Genomic DNA, 18675 nt, shown 5'->3' on the forward strand with positions numbered 1-18675 from the left:
ATTTACAGGACAAAATTAGGACAAGAGTTTTCTATTGTTGATATAGAATTCAAACTAAGAATTATAAAATTCAAACAAGACTGGCTCTTAATGCATTTGGAGTAGATCCGGTTTGCTTTTTAAAATAATTGGTAAAATAGGCAGGCTCTTCAAATCCTAATCCATAAGCGATTTCAGAGATATTCCAATCGGTGTGTATCAGCAGGGCATTTGCTTCCTGTATAATTCTTGAGGTAATCTGCTGGGTAGTGGTTTTCCCGGTAATCTCTTTTACAGAGCGGTTTAGAGAATTTACATGAACAGAAAGGCTTTCAGCATAATCATTGGGTGTCTTTAATTTTAAGAAAGCTTCAGGACTGTCAATAGGAAACTGTCTTTCAAGCAATTCCATAAACAAAGAGGCTACTTTCTGGGAAGCATTCTGATAAGGTTCGAAACTTTCTGCAGGATTCATTTTCATCGTTTCATGGATCAAAAGATGAAGATAGGCACGAAGCATATCGTATTTATGCATATAATCCGACTGAATTTCAGCCATCATTTTAATGAAAATTTCTGAAACAGATTGTTGCTGGAGTTCATCAACAAAAAAGATCGGAGTTCCTCCTATTTTAAACAGTTGAGAATCCTGAATATGCCCTAAACGGTTACCATTCTGCAGAAACTGATCGGTAAAGAGGCAAAACCATCCGGTCTGGTCTTCGTCTTCTCCTTCCCACGAATAGGGAATTACAGGATTGGAAAACAACAATGCAGGCCTGTCTACGTATATCCATTTATCTGCATAATGAAGTTTTCCTTTACCTATGATTAAAGAGATCTTATAATAATCTCTCCTGCTGTAAGGCGTAACCAACGCACAATCATCTCTGGAAAAAACATTAAAATGTCCTAATCCCCCATGAGCATTAGCAAGACCGGTAGGAGAAACAGGGACCTGAGTCCTTGTATAAAATTGCTGTAAAGATTCTGTGGATTCCATAGGTCAAAATTATAAAATTCAAACAGAAATTTATTAAAAAATCCAAATAATTTGATCCCATAAAAAATGACCGATCTTTCGACCGGCCACTAATAAATAATTGAATGTAGAGTGAATAGTGATTAATGTCTGTGCCCATTGCCATTGCCATTACCATTGTCGTGGTCATTTTCATTGTCATGATCATACTTATGAGATTTAGCCTTTTTTTCCATATGCTTATATCTCTTATCATTATTTTTATTTCTGTTGTATATGGCAGTAGGATTTTGTCCTTTGTAGTATTTTGTTTTGAACTTTGTGTATTTTTCCCGCCCCATAATTCTTTCGATTTCAGAATATCGGTCATCCCTCCATCTGTCCGGGTTGTGTACATACACTTTATTCCATGAATTGTAATCGTTATATCTGTCATTTAGACTATACAACTGTTTGGTTTGTGTTGCTGAAAGAAGTAAATCTGCTGCAACCGTTTGCCAGTTGACATCTGAAATACTTCTTCTATAATCATTATAATAATCTGACTGCGCATAGCTCAAACTAAATGTTCCAACCAATAATGCTGTTATGAATAATTTTTTCATCTTATTTAAATTTAATCTGCTGGTAAGATTTCAATTAAAATGCCAAATTCACAACACACATTCATAATCTTTGTTAAAAAAATCACAAGAGCTGGAAAACACCAGAAATTTTTAAAAATATTACAAGAAAAACAATGATTATGGCAAGTGATTAATACTAAAAATAAAATCTTTATTAAAAATATTTAAAATGTATTTCATTATCATTTTTAATTTGTAATTTTAAGAAAATGAATTCATAAAAGAGTTTTCATTGTCATTTTAAATCAATCAAATCTCAATACTTATGGAAAATTTAAAAATTGAAATATCTCCATACCAGGACGAACTGCAACTTTTAATTGATGATAAAAAAGCAGGCTATATGTCCATAAAAATTGATGGAAGATTATTGATCGTCTATTATACCAAATTAGACGAAGAGCGCGAGGGTAAAGGCTATGCTAAAATGCTTCTGGACGAATTGGTTAATTACGCTGAAGAAAAAGATCTGCTGGTAGATCCTGAATGTGATTTTGTAAGACAGCAGTTTGAGAACCACCCGGCGAGATATAAAGATATCTGGCACGCCTAACTTAATCCTCCCACCACACTTTGAACTGGTTGTCCGTTTTATTCAGGTCAACCATTTCACCGATGAGCGGGGTAAGCACATGCAGGCCTTTTTCTTTACCCAGGCCTGCCACTTTTTTCAAGGGCTCATTCCACGGATGAAGCGCCAGTGCAAATTTTGAAGAATGAACAGGAATAATATTCTTGGCTTTGATATCAATACAAGCCTGAATCACATCTTCCGGTAATGCATGGATATACTTCCAGGCTTCATTATATTGCCCGTTTTCAATTACAGCATAATCAAAAGGTCCATATTTTTCACCAATTATTTTAAAGTGGGAATCATAGCCACTGTCGCCGCCTAAAAAGATTTTCTTTGTGGGTGTTTCCAGCACATAAGAAGTCCAAAGCGTTACGTTACGTTTCACTTTTCTTCCGGAAAAATGTCTTGCAGGGGTAAATGTAATCTTCAGATTATTCTTTAACAATGCTTCGCCACCCCATTCTTCCTCAATAAGCTGGTTTTCGGCATAGCCCCATCTTTCGAAGTGTGCACCGACTCCCAAAGGTAAAATAACCATTCCTACCCTATTTTTTATTGCTTTTACAGTCGGATAATCAAGGTGATCATAATGATCATGCGTGATAATAAGGTAATCGATGTTGGGAATATCTTCAGGTTTAAAAATATCTGCTCCTTTAAAAGCTTTATTGAAATATTTAAAAGGCGAACCATACAGACTCAGTACAGGATCTATAAGTAAAGAAACTCCGTCTGTCTGAATATAATAAGAAGAGTGGCCCAACCAGATGAACACATCTTCGTCTTTTGAAATGTTTTTTAAATCGGTATGAATGGCAGGAATGCTTTTCAAAGGCTTCAGCAAAGGATCTTTTTTGGCGAAAAAGAAATCGTACATTACTTTAGTGACTCCATATCCTTCGGTAATTGAGGGTGTATAGCTGGTATTCTGAAACTGACTGTTCTTATATAATTTTGACTGTTTCATCCTTTCGAGCCTTTTTCCTTTTGGTTCTGCCCCAAAAACCTGTTGGCTGGTGATGATAAAATAAGCGGCGATCAATACAACAACAATTGTAATAATTGAGTAAATCATTTGTAGTAAATAAGCATCAAATATATTTACTTTTGTCTTTATTTAAAAATTCCATCAGCAACTATTATTTTTTTAACTAAATTTATAAGGCATTCAGAATAATTTATAATTAATAATTTAACTGATATAATCAAACTTTCTAATTTAGCAGATTGAAAAAAAACAAACACATTGAAAAATTATTCAATCATACTGCTTTATGTAGTCCTTTCATCATGTGCCTCCACACGGAAGCATAATGAGCAAAGAGCTACAGATGTAGCTCCGGAAAAGCTTAAAGAGGATATAGACTATGCCTATACCAAGCTCCAGGAAATGCATCCGCAGCTTTATTGGTATATTTCAAAACCGGAATTGGATCATAAAATTGACAGTCTGAAGCAAACAATCAACGAACCACTAACTCCCCTGCAGTTTTATTTTAAGTTGCAACCCGTGATTGCAGATATCCGCGAAGGCCATCTGGCATTAAGGATTCCAAGAAAAAAGTTCACCAAGAAAGAAGCCAAAGCCTTAGAACATAAAAAGGCCATGTTCGGCCGGTTTGAATATTATATTGAAGAAAACCGTCTTTATATTATTGAAAATAAAGATTCTATCCAAAACATAAAACCAGGAACTGAAATTGTAGCGATCAATAATGTTCCTGTTTCTGAATACATCAAAAAATACCGCAGGCTGATCAGCAGCGATGGGTACAATACTACCTTTCAGTCTTATTTTTTAAAGGATGTATTTTTCAATTTTTATACTGCTGAAAAAGGGTTTACAGACGACGCAACCATTGAAACACTTTATAACAACGAAAAGCACACGTATACGCTGACCAGGGAAGCCAAATCTAAAAATGATCTGGAAAAGGATAAAGAACTGGAAAAAAGAACCCCGGAGAAAAAAGTAAATGATTATGTGGCATTCAGCAATTCTTATAACCGAAATTTCAAATTTCTGGACAAAGACAGCACGACTGCTTATGTGAAAGTAAAAAGTTTTTCAAAGGATTATTCTGACGAATTCTATAAAGATACTTTTGCTAAAATTAAAGAAGCAAAATCATCATACCTCATCATAGACATCCGTAATAATTACGGAGGTTCTCTGTACGAGATCAATAAGCTCTATTCTTATCTGGCTTCCGAACCTTTTATACTGATAAAGCCTTCACAGGTCACTTCAAGAGTTACTCCATTGAAAACCAATTATTTCAGAACAAGCAGCCCACTGGAATATGCATTAAAAAGCTTTACCTATCCTACTTACTTTTTTGCACAGGCCTTCAGCACTTATAAAAAAGACGGTAAAATCTTTTACAAAATGAAAGCTGATAAGCCTACAAGCCCAAATAAAAATGCGTTCCATGGAAAAGTTTTTGTTCTCATCAACGGCGGCAGTTTTTCGGCTTCTTCGATTATTACGGCAAAATTAAAAAATGATAAGAGAGCAATATTGGTTGGTGAAGAAACCGGAGGCGCAAATGATGGAACTGTAGCAGGGTTTTATTCTTACCAAAAACTTCCCAATTCAAGGATAAAGCTCCCGATCGGGCTCCTTCTTGTACAGCCCAATATCAGTTTTTCAAATGATAAGAGAGGCGTACTTCCTGATGTTACCGTTACCCAAACAATGCAGGATATCATTGATAAAAAAGATCCACAATTAGAATGGGTTCAAAATGAAATTGCAAGAGAAAAAGAAAATACCGTAAAATAAAGGCAGTATCATTAATGTCAAAACCTGTATTTAAATTATTAAAAATTGCATGCTCTCTTCTCCTGTTATGGTTTATAGTGCATTCTCTCTATATTATTATTGACGGCTTGTCTGATAATGGTAAGAAAGCTGACCTTGCCATCATTCTAGGAAACAAAGTAAATGAAAACGGAACATTATCCGAACGGCTCATCAAGCGTTTGGAAAGCGGAGTTTTTCTATACAGGCAACATCGCGTAAAAACGATTCTTGTAAGTGGCGGCCTTGGAAAAGAAGGATTTTATGAAGGAGATAAAATGAAAGAATATCTGATCCATCAAGGTATCTCAGATTCCGTGATTATTGTAGATAATAAAGGGAATACCACACGAGCAACCGTTGACAATACCATCAAATTAAAAGAAAAATATCCCTTTAACAGTGCTATTGTAGTATCACAGTATTTTCATGTTACGCGAAATAAAAAGTTGTTTAAGGATAAAGGTTTTACCAATATAAGCAGCGTAAGTCCTCACTATTTTGAGTGGAGAGATCTCTATTCAATTCTGAGAGAATTTCCGGCTTACTATACGCAATAAGTTTCGGCGGGCTTTCAGCCCGCCGAAACTTATTTTCCAATTCATCCAGAAGACTTTCAATATCTGTAAGAAAGCTATAATAATGAATGTATTGGATTTTTATATTCAATTCAAACTAGAAAATATAGTCTGTACTCAGGAAGTTGGAATCGTGGTCTCTTACAATGGTATTCAACAAAGTTTTATTAGATTCCGTCAGCTTGGCAGCCACCAGAGATCGGATTGAAAATGAACGGAGCGCATCAAAAACAGAAAGCGTTCCTTCTGCGCTGTCTTTTCTTCCCGTAAAAGGAAATACGTCCGGACCACGCTGGGCCTGGCAGTTGATGTTCACACGGCTTACCAGATTCACAAAAGGATCAATTAACTGGGCAACTTCCAGGGCATCTTCACTGAAAATGCTCACCTGCATTCCATGTGAAGCATTGACCTGATAATCGATAGGCTCATCAATATGTTCAAAAGGAACTACAGGAATTACCGGACCGAACTGCTCTTCGTGATAAAGTTTCATCTCACTGTTAACCGGATATACTACCGCCGGAAAAACAAATGAAGCTTCATGATAGCCACCATTTTCATTGAGAACACTTGCTCCATGAGCGATTGCATCATCAATGCATTCTTTAAGATAATCCGGTTTATTCACCTCAGGAAGCGGTGTTATCTTCACGTCTTTTTCCCAGGGCAATCCCGGTTTCAGCGCAGAAACTGCTTTATTCAATTTCTCAGTAAACTCAGCGGCTACTTCCTTCTGTACAAAGATCAGTTTAAGCGCTGTACACCGTTGTCCGTTGAATGAAAGTGCACCAAGAATACATTCACTTACGGCTACATCCAGATTGGCATTTTTAGTTACGATCGCTGCGTTTTTAGCATCTAAACTAAGAATAGCTCTTAAACGATTAACTTTCGGATGCAGTTTTTTCAGTCCGTTAGCCACTTTGCTCGATCCGATGAAAGCCAGTACATTTACTTTTCCGCTTTCCATGATAGGAGTAATGATCTCCGAACCTTTGCCGTACAACGTATTCACCGTTCCTTTTGGAAACGCTTCCTTAAAGGCATTCAATAATGGATAATGTGCTAAAACACCATGTTTGGGAAGCTTAAACAGAATGGTATTTCCCATGATCAGGGCAGGAATCAACGTTGTAAATATTTCATTCAAAGGATAATTGAAAGGTCCCATGCTTAATACCACTCCCAGTGGAGCTCTTCTGATCTGGGCAATTGTTCCTTCAGATTGCTGGAACCGGGACGATTCTCTGTCTAAATCCTTCAGGGCATCGATAGTTTGATTGATATAATCTACCGTACGGTCAAATTCTTTGGTAGAATCCGGCAGCGTTTTTCCGATTTCCCACATCAGCAGCTTGATCACCAGATCTCTCTGCTGAATCATCAGGTATACAAACTTCTGCATGCATTTAATGCGCCCTTCTACAGACATCGTCGGCCATTCGCCTAATCCGTTATCATAGGCGTTAACGCAGGCTTCCAGCACTTCCATCGCTTCTTTCTGGCCAATATTCGGGATGCTTCCCAGCAGCTTCCTTTCCAGGCCGCTTTCTGTGGGAATACAGATGGGTGAATATACATTGGTAACTTCACCTTTCCATTCGATCAGCTCGCCATTCAGCAGGTAGGTTCTCTGATGGATTTCCTGAACTTTATATTCTTCGGGGATTTCGTTTTCGCTTTTAAAAATGTCGTGAAATGACGGGGTATGTACTGAATCCATAAATCTATTTACTTTTTTAATAATTGGGTGTCAATTTTTGTTATACTAAAGGTAGCCGTAAAAATTGATTTTAAAAACAGGTGATTAATAGATTTGCTCTATTGAGTGGTATTTGAATTAAAGTTAATGAATTGATCCAAAATTTTAACCAAACAAGGATTCTGAAATTTGGATGCAAAACAAAAAATCAGTTTTTCCATGTATAAAATACTTAATAAAATAGAGTTCGAAATAGCCTCTCATATTCGGATAGGAAAAAGAAGATTTAAATTCAAAGCTCCTGTTTTTGAAACTGTTTGAAAACATATGTCTGCGAACCGTAGAAACAAGGAAATATATTCATTTACCAGCCCTAAATATCAACAGAATACAAAATAATATTGATTAAAAATTGTAACTTGTCAATAATATCCCAAAACATAAGATTAAAATAAAAAGTTTATTTTCAATATTGTTGAGATACCTCTTTTACCCTGAGAAATTTATTATAATCATCCTGTTTCTTTAAATATATTAAAATGAAAAAATCAATTACAGTACTGTTTTTAACGATACTATTTGGCATTTCAAATGCACAGATAATTGATCAGAAAGAAAAAATTTCACAAATAATTCAAACTACTAAAAATATAAGCTCTGGAAATCCAGCTTCGGAAAAAGAATATGCTAAAAGTACCATCAAATATATTGCAGAAGAAATAGACTGGCAGACATTGTATGGCACGGAACAGTGGCCAGATATTATTTCATCCTGGGTATATTTAAATACCAGTATTGTAATGGATTTCTATGTTTTTAAAAATGATTTTAAAACGATTAGTAATAAAATAACAGATCCTATTCAATATACAGATTTCGTTGGTAAAATGGCCTATTTCCTTACCAAGCAAAACAAAAAGGACTACATCAATTTTTTTGCGCCATTAGTAAGAGCTTCCGGAAAAATAGAAAAGTACGATGGTATTTTAGCTGTTTATATAAAAGGAACTCCCGGTACTTATGCTCCGGATCTTATTATTAAAGAGCAGGATAAAAATACCATTCTTAAAAGCAGAGAGCTGGCAGCTGGAAATTATACCCAAACGCTGCTCATATTTTACGCATCCGATTGCGCACATTGTCAGCTCCTTTTCCAAAATCTGCCAGATCATCTTGAAAACATCAAAGCAAAAGGGGTAAGACTGATTTCTTTATCCGCAGATCGAAATGAAAAGGAATTTAAAGATAAAGCAAAAACCTTCCTATGGAAAGATGTTTTCTGTGATTATGAAGGAATAAAAGGCACAAATTTTCAAAATTATGCCATCATTGGTACTCCCACGATGTTCATAGTAGATCATGACGGAAAAATTATTTTGAGAACCTCCTCTCTTGAAGAGGTTTTAAAACAGATAAATAAATAATCTAACACAGACTTCATCAAAAAAGTAATTATACATAATCTTACAATCTAATTGTCTTAACTTTTAATATAAAGATCATGAAGGGACCTAAGAATAAGATATGTGTATTAAAAAAAATAAAATTGAAATCTTTCTCTTATACACCTCATAAAAGTCAATATAAGTTGAATGTATAGTCAAAAAAAAGAATAATTTTGTTAAAAATAAAAGTTCATGTTTTCAAAAATAATTTTCAGCACAGCACTCTTTTTCTCGGCATTGTCTTTTGCTCAAAATAAAACGGCCAACACTGTTTTAATGGGAGGAAAACCTGTACATACCTACGCAAAACTGCCTTCTGTAAACAAAGCAGCGCCAAAGTTTACCCTTACCGATGTCAGTATGAAAGATCAGACGCTGGATTCTTACAAAGGGAAGTTTATGATTCTTAATATCTTTCCAAGTGTGGATACAGGCGTTTGTTCGGCTTCCGTTCGTCATTTCAATGAAGATGCGGCTAATCTTCCAAACACCGTGGTACTTTGTATTTCTAAAGATTTACCGTTTGCCCAAAAAAGATTTTGCGGTGCCGAAGGCATTAAAAATGTAGTAATGCTTTCAGATTTCCGTTCTGATTTCGGAAAAGTCTATGGTGTAGAACTTACTGATTCCGTGATGAAAGGGCTGTTAAGCAGAGCGGTTGTAGTAATTGATCCTTCAGGAAAAATTGTTTACGAAGAGCAGGTAGCTGATATTTCACAGGAACCTAATTATGACGCAGCGATTAAAGCAGTGAAAAATTAAAGCATTGAATGTTTAAAGTTTAACCACAATAGCTATAAAACAGTCTGCTTCCTTTTAAACCACCCCGTCAAATCTTCGATTTGCCACCCCTCCGAAAGAGGGGAATGTGATTCCACAGATTAAAGTTGATTCAACAGATCTTCCTGCTATTCTTAAAAACTTATGGGATCTGTAGTGAACTTCTATGCATAGCTTATTACGCTTAGGTGTTCAAAAAACTCTGTGCCTTTTGTGGTAACCATAAAAATTTAAACAAGTTCAATATTGAACTTATTCTCATTACTTTTTTTGAGTAATATTTTGCATATTTGTATAAAATACGGTTATGCAAAAAGAAAAACTACGCAGCTTACGAAAAAGAAAAGGCATTACGCAGCAGCAGATCGCAGATATCATTGCCACAGATGTTTCCAACTACAGCAGAAAAGAAAACGGAGATGTAGGCATAAGACAGGAAGAATGGGAAAAGATCGCCCGTTTTCTGGATGTTCCTGTGGAAGAAATATATGAGGAAGAGGAAGCTAAAAACATAAATAATTTTAATAACAATACAATTGATGTAGGCAATGTCAATGGTAATTATTATTGCAACGTGCCGGAATTCCTTCTTGAAGGCCAGAGAGATCTTATAGAGTTTCTGAAAAAGGAAAACCAAAGACTGGCAGAAGAACTGAAAAAGTATAAAAAATAAAACTTCAAGCTATAGTTGGAACATCGCAAAGACGCAAAATATATTCAGAAAAGCGTTGGAAGACGCAAAGATTTTATCTCCGATAAAATTCAATACTGCTCATTCCATAATGACTGTATAGCTAAAAATCTTTGATTTTCTTGCGCCTTGAAAATATCCATACAGCTTAAAAAACCTTGCGCCTTTGCGATTTTCCAACAAAAAAGCTTACAACAATACTTAGGTTGGAATATCGCAAAGACGCAAAATCAATCCAGAAATGCGTTGGAAGACGCAAAGATTTTATCTCCGATAAAATTCAATACTGCTCATTCCATAATGACTGTATAGCTGAAAATCTTTGATTTTCTTGCGCCTTGAAAATATCCATAAAGCTTAAAAAAACTTGCGCCTTTGCGATATTCCAACAAAAAAGCTTACAACAATACTTAGGTTGGAATATCGCAAAGACGCAAAATCAATCCAGAAATGCGTTGGAAGGCGCAAAGATTTTATCTCCGATAAAATTTCATTACTGCTCATTCCATAATGACTACATAGCTGAAAATCTTTGATTTTCTTGCGCCTTGAAAATATCCATACAGCTTAAAAAACCTTGCGCCTTTGCGATTTTCCAACAAAGGAGCTTACAACAATATCTATACAAAAAAACTCAGCGTTGTGCTGAGTTTTTTTTTTTATACTGTTTTAAGATGGCTTTTCAGGTTTTGGGGGTATTACAGTAGAATTTTTCGCGGCCTTCACCAGTTCGTTCACATCATTGTAGAACAGTTCCCAACCCGAAACGCCTTTCATCAGGGTTAGTAACCGGATATAGGATTTCAGATTTTTCTCCAGATCCCGGCGGATAGCCGATGCGCTTTTCAGCTGGCGAAGGTCTGCATTAATCCCTGCCTGCTCAGAAAACAGCGTTTCAAAAGCTTCGTGTTTAGCTTTCATATCCGCCAATGCCGTGTTCAGAGAAAGGGCTGTGATTTTCTGTGCATTTTCGAAACTTTCCAGGGTTTCGATCAGCTTTTTCATTTGGGCAGTCTGGGAAGAATAGCTCATACGGTCGAGATTTAGCCCGAAAGTTTTAAATACCTGATACAGGTCTTCCGCCAGCTGATAATGGGCCACAAAAGAAAGCTTCCGATATCCGTTCAGGAATGCTTTCATGCTGTTGTATGCCGCATCCCTTTCTTCATCCAGCGCGGCAACGTCTTTTCCTTTTCCGCTGTAGATCTGCTTGGTGTACACCTTATCGTATTCGATGTATGAGGCCTGCAAATCTGCAAGCAGCGGATGGTTTGTAATTACAGGATATTTCCCGGACAGGGCATTTGAAATGGTTCTCTGAGCTAAAGTCGCAAGATCTTTAGTACTCAGCTTTGTGAGTGCAATTTCCATACGTTTTTTGTGTTTTTGTTAGTGAGTTGATACTGATTTTCAGCATCAAATATATTAAAAAGTTGTTAGGTTACAAACACTCCTGCGCGTAATCTCCGGAGCACTTCTTTGGTTTCCTGCACATTGCGCGAGATTTGCGGAGCCCTCTGGAGATTACACCCACACCTGTTTTAAAGCTCCGGAGCGCTCCGGTGGTTTGTTTCACTAGTAGGCGTGAGTTGCGGAGGTTGTGGAGATAGTTCCTTAGAGTCTTGGAAGACATCGCAATTACGGAAATCCGTAATTTTTATTAAATCATCTTTTATATATTTGAAATCCAATTATATAATTAAAAACAAATGACTAATCTTGAAAAACTTAATAATATAATTATTAATGAGAATGCTTATTTTTATAAAAACGGAAACAATATATCTATTTCAGACAATCGAATTAAAAATTTATTTAACTTGGTTTCCTCTGCAAAAACAGGATACTATCTTTTAAATGAAAGAAAAAGAAAAATAAGATCAGAAGAAATTTACTATTCTGTTTGTGTATTTAAATATATTACTAAACCAACGTTTATTGATGAACCTATCAGAAATTGGTTTGAAGAAAAACTCGCTTACCTTTTGATTGTTGAAATCGAAGATTTTATAGTTATTAGCAGAAAAAATATAAGCAAAATTCAAGATTTTATTAAACTATTAGATCCACTAGATTATGAAGTTCTTTCAACTTTATTTATAGATGACAACACAAACTTTGAAAAATTTTCTTTAAAAAATTTAAATGTGTCAGATAGAGCTTTAAGAGAAAAAACTGTTGAAGCTATTGATTTAAAAGAAAACTTCTCATCTTTGGGTGCAAATAATTATCTACTAAACTCTTTAAGACTAAGTAATAATAATGAAAAGACTACACTAATTCTAAACTCTTCAAGAATTAATAAGTTTGGTAAAAAAAATAATATTGAAAATTTCTGTAAATGGTCAAAAGAACAAATTAACAAAATAAAAAACCATTCTTCTACATCCACATTTTTATCAATTTTTGCAGAACCTCAAGATTATGAATTGCAAAGAGAATCATTAACTCCAATCTCAATACTATTTAGTTTTAGTAGTATCTATAATGATCTTGAGCAAGGATTGATTTCTAAATTTATCATAGAAAAAAAAAATGAGAATGATGAATATATAATAAAAGAAATTAATTTAATCCATTATTTAAATATGTTTGAAAGACTTTGTAAAGTGGATGAGTTAGACAATAATTCTTATAAGATTTTAAATACTACATCATCAGATTTGGAGTTAAGATTAAATGAAAAATCAATTACTATTCGATCTCTAAAATTTAAAAATATTAAAATCGTATATGCTAATGGAAATATCACATCCATAGTAGATCATATCAATAGTAAAAATGCATTCATTATTAACTTTGATAACATTGATTTAGCATACTCAAATAGAAAATTATTTAGAGATAATAAATTATTAGGAAACATATCGAATTTCTTGAAAATTTTCAAAACAGATCAACAGTTAGGAGATGTTACTTCTGAAAAAGGTAATCCTAATGCAACATCAACAATTTTTGAAGAAAATTCAATTTTCAGATTTGTTGAAGATAAATTCATGGGTAATTATAACTGTTTTATCTGTGATGATTTCGGAAGAGAATGGGCAGATCATATAGGAGTTTCTGATGATAAAATAGTATTTATACATTCAAAATTCAATACTACAAGCGCTTCAGCAAGTGCTTTTCAAGATATTGTAGGACAAGCCCAAAAAAATTTAGGAAATATAACGCCTCAAGATTTTCAATTGAGTACAAAGAAGAACTTATGGATAAACAAATATGCATCTACAAATATTAACAGATTAAGAAAGGGAAATAGTGTTGATGAATTTATACAAACAATTAAGAATGCATCAACCAATCCATACTTAAAAAAAGAAGTTATCTTGGTAATCAATTTTATTTCTAAAAATAGATTAGAAGAATTCTTAAATAAATTAATTACTGGTGAAAGATTTGCAGAAAGAAGTGAAGCTATTCAAATGCTATGGTTAATCTCTTCTTTAATATCTAGTTGTCAAGAATTAAATACAGAAGTTACAATCTATTGCAAACCTTAATTCTATTAGAAAAACTCTAAAACAAAGGCTCAATTAGCCATAAAGGCATACATTTCTGCAGTTAAATTAATAAAATGTTCTACTTTTATTTGATTTACATTTTATATTTACTGCTTATTTTAAAATTATTTCTACACGAATACTGATGAATGCAATTTTATAATAAGAACACATTTTATGTATAAAAAATTATTTCAATCATTAATCTTAGGGTTTAGTGTTTTATCGTATGCTCAATCATATAAACAGGATACTTTGCGTGGTGAGTTTACGTATCAGCTAAAAGCTAAATTCAATACACAAACTGATTATAGGCATGAAGAACCATTTTCATTACAAATAGGAGATCATCGTGCGTTCTTTGCGAGTAGCATATCGCTGAAAGGTGATTCGGTAATGGCAACTTCAGGAACAATGACCCATAATCCCGATGGAAGTATAACGCTTGGCTGGAAAAAAGGAGTAGTGATTCCAAAAACAAGTTTTACCTTTACCATCATCCAATCCAATGAAAATATACAGTACTTTAATACAGCAGGAATGTCACTGCTTACCTATAAAGAACCCATCATAAACAATTGGAAGCTTATAGATGAAACAAAAGTGATCAATACCATTCCTTGTAAAAAAGCGGAAGTAACCTTTAAGCATGGTATTCTACCGACATTCCGTTTCCGTATGGTCCGTATAAATTCAGCGGGTTACCGGGATTAATCATCAAAATTACAGATGATAAAGGTGATTATGATTTTGAACTGGTACAATCTGTCCCAAATTCTAAATTGAAAGGCAAATTAATCACCATAGAGCAAAGAAGGTATACCGAAGCGATAGAAACAACACAGCCTAAACTCAGACAGGCAATAAGAAATGCTGATGCCAATGCAGCTGCCGTCCTTGCAAGTTATGGAACCACCATCATAAAAGGGCAAGAGATGATCCGGCAAAGGCAAAAAGAGCGGGAATTAAATATGAAATATGAAAACCCAATAGAACTGGAGTAAATAAAATTTTCATCTACACAAATGTTAATTATATAAGTTCTGATTAAATTTATATAAGACAATTAATACAAATGTATTTACTTTTAAAAACCAAAAAAATCAATCATGAAAAAAACAATTTTAATCGCTGCATTAGGTATTGCAGGATTATTAAGCGCTAAAAGTGCTGTCGAAATTAAACCAAAAGAATCTGTTACCACTAAAGAAGTAAAAGTTGAAACATCAGAGGAGAAAACGGAAAGCGAAGCTGCTTTTCAACCTATTTGTATCAGCTACGGTATGTTAGTAGTCTGTACAGATGAGGTTATACAAGACACAGCTTGCTATGATCCTAGTATTGGACAAGGTATTGATTACGCAAGAAAATGTATGCGTGATAATGCCAGACTGATGAATGAATTCATGTGTGGCTAAAAACAACAATTTACAGTCTAATCGGCTGTAAATTGTCTAATAAATTTATCTATGAGATTGACACTTTTTTTTCTAATAATTTCAATAAATTTTCTTTTTTCACAAAAAGACAGCTCAAGAATTGAATGTAAATATTTAACCTCTTTCCTTATTGACACCACAGACAGTTATACGAGAAAGCAGGAAATCACCTCTCTTCTTATAGGAGATCATGTTTCTTTGTTCAGGTCGGATGCAAAAGCAAGGTATGACAGCCTGACCAATGCTAACGTTTCAATGGCAGTGCCCAAGAATGGCACCTATACAATTGATTTTTCAAACATTCCCAAGGCATATTTTATTCAGGAAATTTATTATAAAAATCACAACCCTATTGTGTATGACAAAATACTTAACATCGTATTTGCTTTTGAGCCTGAAAATAAAATTGAATGGAAGCTTGTGAATGACACGAAAACCATATCAACATTTACATGCAAAAAAGCTGTGGGAAAATATGGTAAAAAGCAGATTACTGCTTGGTATACAGATGAGATCCCTTTTCAGGAAGGTCCTTATAATTTTAAAGGACTCCCTGGATTAATTGTGGAAGCCTATGACGAAAATGATTTTTTTCATTTTACATTAAAAAGTCTTAAAAATATAAAAAAGCCTATTGAGCCTATTACCTTTAGTATGAAAACTGATTATCCAAAATTTGTCAAAAAAAGACTAGATTTTCAGAAAGATCCGATAGGAGCTTTTTTTGCTTCTACAGGCAGGACAGTCTCAAAAGAACAACAGGAAAGAATTATCAAAATGCACAGAAGTAAAAATAATCACCTAGATTAAACTATAAAAAAATAAAAGCACCTTTTAGGTGCTTTTATTTTTTTATTTAGAAAACCAACACTTTTGATATCATAACTTCTGGAATTGAAAATGATGTAATGTCTGAAGAAAAGAATTTATTAAGCTCTACAATTCTTCCAATCTCTTTTTGATCTTCTAAACCTAAGACAAGTTGTTTGTTGTTAATTTGGGCTGTATATTTTTTCAATATCCTGAAATAAATTTAATATTCATAGACATCAATTAATTTAATATTAACTGGAACTTTAAGAGAATCCAATTTCTTTTTAAAATCATCATTGTCCAAATTTTTTAGTACATAATTTTTATTTGTGTTGAGAATCCAGTAATCTATTACATCTGGATCCGGAATTTCATAACCATCCAAACTATCTTTAGGATTTCGCTTTTTCAAACCCTGTCTTTCGGCTATAATAAATTCACTGTAAGTATTCACTTTAATAACTTTTGAAGGAATTATTGCATCTTCGTCATTCCACCCGTCTTCAGGAGCGACAAAAATCGTATGGGCAGAATTTCTGTATAAATTATAACGACCTGTTAAACCTTTGGTGAAATCATGTATTCCAGGGCCATAACCAAATGGAAATAAAACTCTTGGACTTAGTAAAAGACCTATCATTAATAAAAGTAAAACTATTCCTAAAAAGAATAGGAATAGTTTTGTATTTCTAGTTTTCAATTCAATTTTAATTAAAATAAACTTTCATCCACAAAATTCGGAAGCGTCACTTTCAGATTAGGTTCTATCTCCATAGCCCTTTTAATGGCGAAAACAGCACCTTCGTTTCTGGCCCAGCTTCTTCTGGAGATTCCGTTATTCACGTCCCAGAACAGCATGGATTTTAATCTTCGGTCGGCATCATCAGAACCGTCGAGCAGCATTCCGAAACCACCGTTGATTACTTCTCCCCAGCCTACTCCACCCCCGTTATGGATGGAAACCCAGGTCGCCCCACGGAAACTGTCACCTATCACATTCTGAATCGCCATATCGGCGGTAAATCTTGATCCGTCATAAATATTGGATGTCTCTCTGTACGGAGAATCTGTCCCCGAAACATCATGATGATCTCTTCCCAGTACCACCGGTCCGATTTCTCCGTTTTTAATCGCTTTGTTGAATGCTTCTGCAATCTTCATTCTTCCTTCTGCATCTGCATACAGGATTCTCGCCTGAGAACCTACGACCAGCTTATTTTCCTGCGCTCCTTTGATCCACTGGATATTGTCTTTCATCTGCTGCTGGATTTCTTCGGGAGAGTTTTTCACCATTTCCTCCAATACGGCACATGCAATATCATCCGTTTTTTGCAGATCTTCCGGGTTTCCGCTGGTACATACCCAACGGAAAGGTCCGAAACCGTAATCGAAACACATCGGCCCCATAATATCCTGTACATAACTTGGGAATTTAAATTCTCTTCCCAACGTTGGGTTTTCTGCCATTACATCGGCTCCGGCTCTTGAAGCTTCCAGCAGGAAAGCGTTTCCGTAATCGAAGAAATATGTTCCTTTTTGGGTATGTTTATTAATTGCTGCGGCGTGTCTTCTTAAAGTTTCCTGAACTTTTTCTTTGAATAATTCAGGGTCTTCCGCCATCATGGCATTGGATTCTTCGAAGCTCTGTCCGGTAGGATAATATCCTCCTGCCCATGGATTGTGAAGCGAAGTCTGATCTGAACCGATATCAATTCTTACATTTTCCTGATCAAATTTCTCCCAAACTTCTACAATATTTCCAAGATAAGCCAACGAAACAGTTTCTTTATCTGCCTGCGCTTTTCTTACTCTTTCTACCAGTTCATCGAGGTTTTCATGGATTTCATTCACCCATTTCTGCTCATGACGGATCTTGGTGATCTTCGGATTCACTTCTGCACATACGGTAACACAGCCTGCAATATTTCCTGCTTTTGGCTGCGCACCACTCATTCCTCCCAATCCTGAAGTTACGAAAAGTCCACCCTGAGGTTCTTTATTGATCTTTCTGAATGCATTTAATACCGTGATGGTTGTTCCGTGAACAATTCCCTGCGGACCAATATACATATAGCTTCCCGCCGTCATCTGTCCGTACTGGGAAACCCCCAATGCATTGAATTTCTCCCAGTCATCCGGTTTGGAATAATTGGGAATCACCATTCCATTCGTCACCACGACTCTGGGTGCATCTTTATGAGACGGAAAAAGCCCCATCGGATGCCCTGAATACATGGTTAATGTCTGTTCATCGGTCATTTCAGACAAATATTTCATCGTCAAAAGATACTGCGCCCAGTTCTGGAACACCGCTCCGTTTCCACCGTACGTAATTAATTCATGCGGATGCTGAGCCACGGCATAATCCAGGTTATTCTGGATCATCAGCATAATTGATTTTGCCTGCTCCGATTTTCCGGGATAATCGGCAATCGGTCTCGCCTTCATTTCATAATCGGGACGGAAACGGTACATATAAATTCTTCCATATTTCTCCAATTCCTCCTTAAATTCCGGCAATAATTCCGCATGAAACTGAGGTTCAAAGTAACGCAAAGCATTTTTTAACGCTAATTTTTTCTCTTCTTCGCCTAAAATTTCTTTACGTTTCGGAGCGTGATTGATATTGGTTTCGTATGGTTTGGGCTGAGGCAGCTGTTGAGGAATGCCCTGTTGTATTTGTTCCTGGAAAGTCATTATATATGAGGTTTTCTACGTTTGAATATTAAAATCTATTTCTGGTTTTAAAGATAT

General features: G+C 35.1%; 17 protein-coding genes and 1 pseudogene. 10 read left to right on the plus strand and 8 right to left on the minus strand.

What is annotated here, in order from left to right:
- Positions 1 to 70: 70 nt before the first annotated feature.
- Positions 71 to 982: a helix-turn-helix domain-containing protein gene (locus tag IW15_RS12820; RefSeq protein ID WP_034711738.1), complete on the minus strand. Its 912-nt coding sequence runs from the start codon at positions 980 to 982 to the stop codon at positions 71 to 73.
- Positions 983 to 1104: 122 nt separating this feature from the next.
- Positions 1105 to 1566: a hypothetical protein gene (locus tag IW15_RS12825; protein ID WP_051882002.1), complete on the minus strand. Its 462-nt coding sequence runs from the start codon at positions 1564 to 1566 to the stop codon at positions 1105 to 1107.
- A 286-nt stretch (positions 1567 to 1852) separates the two neighbouring features.
- Between IW15_RS12825 and IW15_RS12830 the strand changes: the two genes are divergently transcribed.
- The gene (locus IW15_RS12830) at positions 1853 to 2140 is read left to right on the plus strand and encodes a GNAT family N-acetyltransferase (RefSeq protein WP_034711741.1); all 288 of its coding nucleotides are present in this window, start codon (positions 1853 to 1855) and stop codon (positions 2138 to 2140) included.
- Position 2141: 1 nt separating this feature from the next.
- Here the strand turns inward: IW15_RS12830 and IW15_RS12835 are convergent, their stop codons facing one another.
- Positions 2142 to 3239, minus strand: coding sequence for an MBL fold metallo-hydrolase (locus IW15_RS12835; protein ID WP_034711743.1), 1098 nt, complete (start codon positions 3237 to 3239; stop codon positions 2142 to 2144).
- 171 nt (positions 3240 to 3410) lie between these two features.
- On the opposite strand from IW15_RS12835, the gene IW15_RS12840 reads away from it, so the two are divergent.
- Together IW15_RS12840 and IW15_RS12845 are read left to right on the plus strand one after the other, a co-directional pair.
- A complete protein-coding gene (locus tag IW15_RS12840; RefSeq protein WP_034711745.1) occupies positions 3411 to 4949 on the plus strand; it encodes a S41 family peptidase in 1539 nt (512 codons plus the stop codon).
- Between the two features lie 14 nt (positions 4950 to 4963).
- Positions 4964 to 5527: a YdcF family protein gene (locus tag IW15_RS12845; RefSeq protein ID WP_034711747.1), complete on the plus strand. Its 564-nt coding sequence runs from the start codon at positions 4964 to 4966 to the stop codon at positions 5525 to 5527.
- Between the two features lie 115 nt (positions 5528 to 5642).
- Here IW15_RS12845 and IW15_RS12850 read toward each other — a convergent pair whose 3' ends face one another.
- On the minus strand, positions 5643 to 7271 hold the full coding sequence (locus tag IW15_RS12850; protein ID WP_034711749.1) for an NADP-dependent glyceraldehyde-3-phosphate dehydrogenase: 1629 nt from the start codon (positions 7269 to 7271) through the stop codon (positions 5643 to 5645).
- 518 nt (positions 7272 to 7789) lie between these two features.
- Between IW15_RS12850 and IW15_RS12855 the strand changes: the two genes are divergently transcribed.
- The 3 genes from IW15_RS12855 to IW15_RS12865 all read left to right on the plus strand — a co-directional run bounded on the left by IW15_RS12855 (position 7790) and on the right by IW15_RS12865 (position 10148).
- Positions 7790 to 8674, plus strand: a complete 885-nt coding sequence (locus IW15_RS12855) for a peroxiredoxin family protein (protein WP_051882003.1) — start codon at positions 7790 to 7792, stop codon at positions 8672 to 8674.
- Positions 8675 to 8887: 213 nt separating this feature from the next.
- Complete coding sequence (gene tpx, locus IW15_RS12860; RefSeq protein ID WP_084681426.1) at positions 8888 to 9457, plus strand: thiol peroxidase; 570 nt, start codon at positions 8888 to 8890, stop codon at positions 9455 to 9457.
- A gap of 325 nt (positions 9458 to 9782) precedes the next feature.
- A complete protein-coding gene (locus IW15_RS12865) occupies positions 9783 to 10148 on the plus strand; it encodes a helix-turn-helix domain-containing protein (RefSeq protein ID WP_034711751.1) in 366 nt (121 codons plus the stop codon).
- 687 nt (positions 10149 to 10835) lie between these two features.
- Here the strand turns inward: IW15_RS12865 and IW15_RS12870 are convergent.
- Positions 10836 to 11537: a DUF6261 family protein gene (locus IW15_RS12870; protein ID WP_034711753.1), complete on the minus strand. Its 702-nt coding sequence runs from the start codon at positions 11535 to 11537 to the stop codon at positions 10836 to 10838.
- Positions 11538 to 11875: 338 nt separating this feature from the next.
- Here IW15_RS12870 and IW15_RS12875 point away from each other — a divergent pair, with 338 nt between their 5' ends.
- The 4 genes and pseudogenes from IW15_RS12875 to IW15_RS12890 all read left to right on the plus strand — a co-directional run bounded on the left by IW15_RS12875 (position 11876) and on the right by IW15_RS12890 (position 15918).
- Positions 11876 to 13669, plus strand: a complete 1794-nt coding sequence (locus tag IW15_RS12875) for a hypothetical protein (RefSeq protein ID WP_034711755.1) — start codon at positions 11876 to 11878, stop codon at positions 13667 to 13669.
- Between the two features lie 177 nt (positions 13670 to 13846).
- Positions 13847 to 14673 (plus strand): annotated as a pseudogene (locus IW15_RS23160) (GLPGLI family protein).
- Between the two features lie 105 nt (positions 14674 to 14778).
- The gene (locus IW15_RS12885) at positions 14779 to 15087 is read left to right on the plus strand and encodes a hypothetical protein (RefSeq protein WP_034711757.1); all 309 of its coding nucleotides are present in this window, start codon (positions 14779 to 14781) and stop codon (positions 15085 to 15087) included.
- A 51-nt stretch (positions 15088 to 15138) separates the two neighbouring features.
- Positions 15139 to 15918 (plus strand): GLPGLI family protein, encoded by a 780-nt coding sequence (locus IW15_RS12890; protein WP_034711758.1) that lies wholly within the window; start codon positions 15139 to 15141, stop codon positions 15916 to 15918.
- Between the two features lie 46 nt (positions 15919 to 15964).
- Here the strand turns inward: IW15_RS12890 and IW15_RS22805 are convergent, their stop codons facing one another.
- From IW15_RS22805 to IW15_RS12900, 3 genes are read right to left on the minus strand one after another with little or no spacing between them, the layout of a single operon-like run.
- Entirely contained in the window at positions 15965 to 16126 is a 162-nt protein-coding gene (locus tag IW15_RS22805; RefSeq protein ID WP_165585193.1) for a hypothetical protein, read from the minus strand.
- A gap of 15 nt (positions 16127 to 16141) precedes the next feature.
- Positions 16142 to 16621, minus strand: coding sequence for a DUF3997 domain-containing protein (locus IW15_RS12895; RefSeq protein WP_131368555.1), 480 nt, complete (start codon positions 16619 to 16621; stop codon positions 16142 to 16144).
- Positions 16622 to 16632: 11 nt separating this feature from the next.
- Positions 16633 to 18618: a urocanate hydratase gene (locus tag IW15_RS12900; protein ID WP_034711762.1), complete on the minus strand. Its 1986-nt coding sequence runs from the start codon at positions 18616 to 18618 to the stop codon at positions 16633 to 16635.
- Positions 18619 to 18675 lie beyond the last annotated feature (57 nt).

The organism is Chryseobacterium soli, from assembly GCF_000737705.1.
Classification (GTDB): Bacteria; Bacteroidota; Bacteroidia; order Flavobacteriales; family Weeksellaceae; genus Chryseobacterium; species Chryseobacterium soli.